Source organism: Nocardioides ginkgobilobae (genome assembly GCF_054781275.1).
The window spans coordinates 1-3,510 of the sequence record NZ_BAAGUS010000039.1; the positions used below are offsets into that span (position 1 = coordinate 1).

Sequence of the window (3,510 nt, forward strand, 5' to 3'; positions counted from 1 at the left end):
GTATGTCCGGCGGCGTCCTACTCTCCCACGACCTCGCGATCGCAGTACCATCGGCGCTGAGAGGCTTAACTTCCGGGTTCGGGATGGGACCGGGTGTTTCCCTCTCGCTATGGCCGCCGTAACTCTTGCGACTCACCCCGGCACCAGCCCACACACGCGTGCGTGGGGGGTGGGGGTGGCCAAACTCAAGTGGTTTGTGTTCGTGGACGCGAACAATGTTGTTTCTTGTGCGCTGCGGGATCTTCTTGTCGAACCAGTCGTCGAGCACACACGTGCTTTGTGTTGCTTGTTGAGTGGTTGTGGGACAAGCCCTCGGCCTATTAGTACCGGTCGGCTAGGCATCACTGCTGTACACCTCCGGCCTATCAACCCAGTGTTCTGCTGGGGGCCTTACCCGGTTGACCCGGTGGGAAACCTCATCTTGAAACGTGCTTCCCGCTTAGATGCATTCAGCGGTTATCACTTCCGAACGTAGCCAACCAGCCGTGCCCCTGGCGGGACAACTGGCACACCAGAGGTTCGTCCATCCCGGTCCTCTCGTACTAGGGACAGCCTTTCTCAAGTTTCCTGCGCGCGCGGCGGATAGGGACCGAACTGTCTCACGACGTTCTAAACCCAGCTCGCGTGCCGCTTTAATGGGCGAACAGCCCAACCCTTGGGACCTACTCCAGCCCCAGGATGCGACGAGCCGACATCGAGGTGCCAAACCATCCCGTCGATATGGACTCTTGGGGAAGATCAGCCTGTTATCCCCGGGGTACCTTTTATCCGTTGAGCGACCACGCTTCCACATGCCGTGGCCGGATCACTAGTTCCGACTTTCGTCCCTGCTCGACATGTCTGTCTCACAGTCAAGCTCCCTTGTGCACTTACACTCGCCACCTGATTGCCAACCAGGCTGAGGGAACCTTTGAGCGCCTCCGTTACATTTTAGGAGGCAACCGCCCCAGTTAAACTACCCATCAGGCACTGTCCCTGATCCGGATAACGGACCTAGGTTAGACATCTAGTACGACCAGAGTGGTATTTCAACGACGACTCCACAACCACTGGCGTGGCCGCTTCACAGTCTCCCACCTATCCTACACAAGCCGAACCAAACACCAATACCAAACTATAGTAAAGGTCCCGGGGTCTTTCCGTCCTGCCGCGCGTAACGAGCATCTTTACTCGTAGTGCAATTTCGCCGAGTCCACGGTTGAGACAGTGGGAAAGTCGTTACTCCATTCGTGCAGGTCGGAACTTACCCGACAAGGAATTTCGCTACCTTAGGATGGTTATAGTTACCACCGCCGTTTACTGGGGCTTAAATTCTCCGCTTCGAACCGAAGTTCTAACAGGTCCTCTTAACCTTCCAGCACCGGGCAGGAGTCAGTCCGTATACATCGTCTTACAACTTCGCACGGACCTGTGTTTTTAGTAAACAGTCGCTTTCCCCTGGTCTCTGCGGCCTCCTCCGCTTCCCCCAGCAAGTGGGTTCACGGATCGGGCCCCCCTTCTCCCGAAGTTACGGGGGCATTTTGCCGAGTTCCTTAACCGTGGTTCGCTCGATCGCCTTGGTATTCTCTACCTGATCACCTGAGTCGGTTTGGGGTACGGGCGGCGCGTAGCTCGCTAGAGGTTTTTCTCGACAGCATAGGATCACCCACTTCCCCCATACGGGGTCCCCATCACGTCTCAGGACATGTGCCAGACGGATTTGCCTATCTGACTCCCTACACGCTTAGCCGCAGACAACCATCGCTGCGGTTGGGCTACCTTCCTGCGTCACCCCATCGCTTGACTACTACCAGCTCGGGTCCCGTGCTCCACACCAGCGCCTCACCCCGAAGGGATCGGTCATCTGATGCTTCGGACGGTTAGCATCACCAGGTTCGTCATGGGCGCTACTTTGCCGGTACGGGAATATCAACCCGTTGTCCATCGACTACGCCTGTCGGCCTCGCCTTAGGTCCCGACTTACCCAGGGCAGATTAGCTTGACCCTGGAACCCTTGATCATTCGGCGGACGTGTTTCTCACACGTCATTCGCTACTCATGCCTGCATTCTCACTCGTGTCCCATCCACGACTAGATCACTCTGCCGCTTCACTCGGAACACGACGCTCCCCTACCCATCCGTGCCCACGTTGGTGGTTGATACACGAATGCCATAGCTTCGGCGGATGACTTGAGCCCCGCTACATTGTCGGCGCGGAATCACTTGACCAGTGAGCTATTACGCACTCTTTCAAGGGTGGCTGCTTCCAAGCCAACCTCCTGGTTGTCAATGCGACTCCACATCCTTTTCCACTTAGTCACCGCTTAGGGGCCTTAGCTGATGGTCTGGGCTGTTTCCCTCTCGACTACGGAGCTTATCCCCCGCAGTCTCACTGCTGCGCTCTCACTTACCGGCATTCGGAGTTTGGCTAACGTCAGTAACCTGGTAGGGCCCATCGGCTATCCAGTGCTCTACCTCCGGCAAGAAACACGCAACGCTGCACCTAAATGCATTTCGGGGAGAACCAGCTATCACGAAGTTTGATTGGCCTTTCACCCCTATCCACAGGTCATCCCCTCAGTTTTCAACCTAAGTGGGTTCGGTCCTCCACGCGGTCTTACCCGCGCTTCAACCTGCCCATGGATAGATCACTTCGCTTCGGGTCTTGATCGTGCGACTAAAACCGCCCTATTCGGACTCGCTTTCGCTACGGCTGCCCCACACGGGTTAACCTCGCCACACAACGCAAACTCGCAGGCTCATTCTTCAAAAGGCACGCCGTCACCCCCACACCACAAGGGCGGCTGGGCTCCGACGGATTGTAGGCACACGGTTTCAGGTACTATTTCACTCCCCGCCAGGGGTACTTTTCACCTTTCCCTCACGGTACTTGTCCGCTATCGGTCATCAAGGAGTATTTAGGCTTAACGGGTGGTCCCGCCAGATTCACACGGAATTTCAGGGGTTCCGTGTTACTTGGGATACCGCGACACAGACCCACACTTACACATACGGGGCTATCACCCTCTACGGCGCCGCTTTCCAACGGACTTCTACTTCGCATGGATTTTCTTACTGTGCGCACGCTCGGCAGAACATGCCACGCGGTCCCACAACCCCACACACACAACCCCTGCCGGGTATCACATGTGCATGGTTTAGCCTCATCCGATTTCGCTCGCCACTACTCTCGGAATCACTGTTGTTTTCTCTTCCTTCGGGTACTGAGATGTTTCACTTCCCCGAGTTCCCTCCACACACCCTATATATTCAGGTGCAGGTAACACGACATGACTCGTGCTGGGTTCCCCCATTCGGACACCCCCGGATCACAGCTTGGTTGCCAACTCCCCAGGGCTTATCGCAGGCTCCTACGTCCTTCATCGGCTCTTGATGCCAAGGCATCCACCATGTGCCCTTCATAGCTTGTCTCACAAACACTCAACAAGAAACACAACTACAAAAGAAACAAAACAAAGACCAAGAACACCACACACCCACACACGCCACACTTCAGCACGCATGCACTG

Annotated in this window: 2 rRNA genes; both read right to left on the bottom strand. The window is 56.0% G+C overall.

Annotated features, from left to right (window positions below):
* Window positions 1-4 precede the first annotated feature (4 nt).
* A 5S ribosomal RNA gene (gene rrf, locus ACYVID_RS18015) occupies window positions 5-121 on the bottom strand.
* 179 nt (window positions 122-300) lie between these two features.
* Window positions 301-3,412, bottom strand: a 23S ribosomal RNA gene (locus ACYVID_RS18020).
* Window positions 3,413-3,510 lie beyond the last annotated feature (98 nt).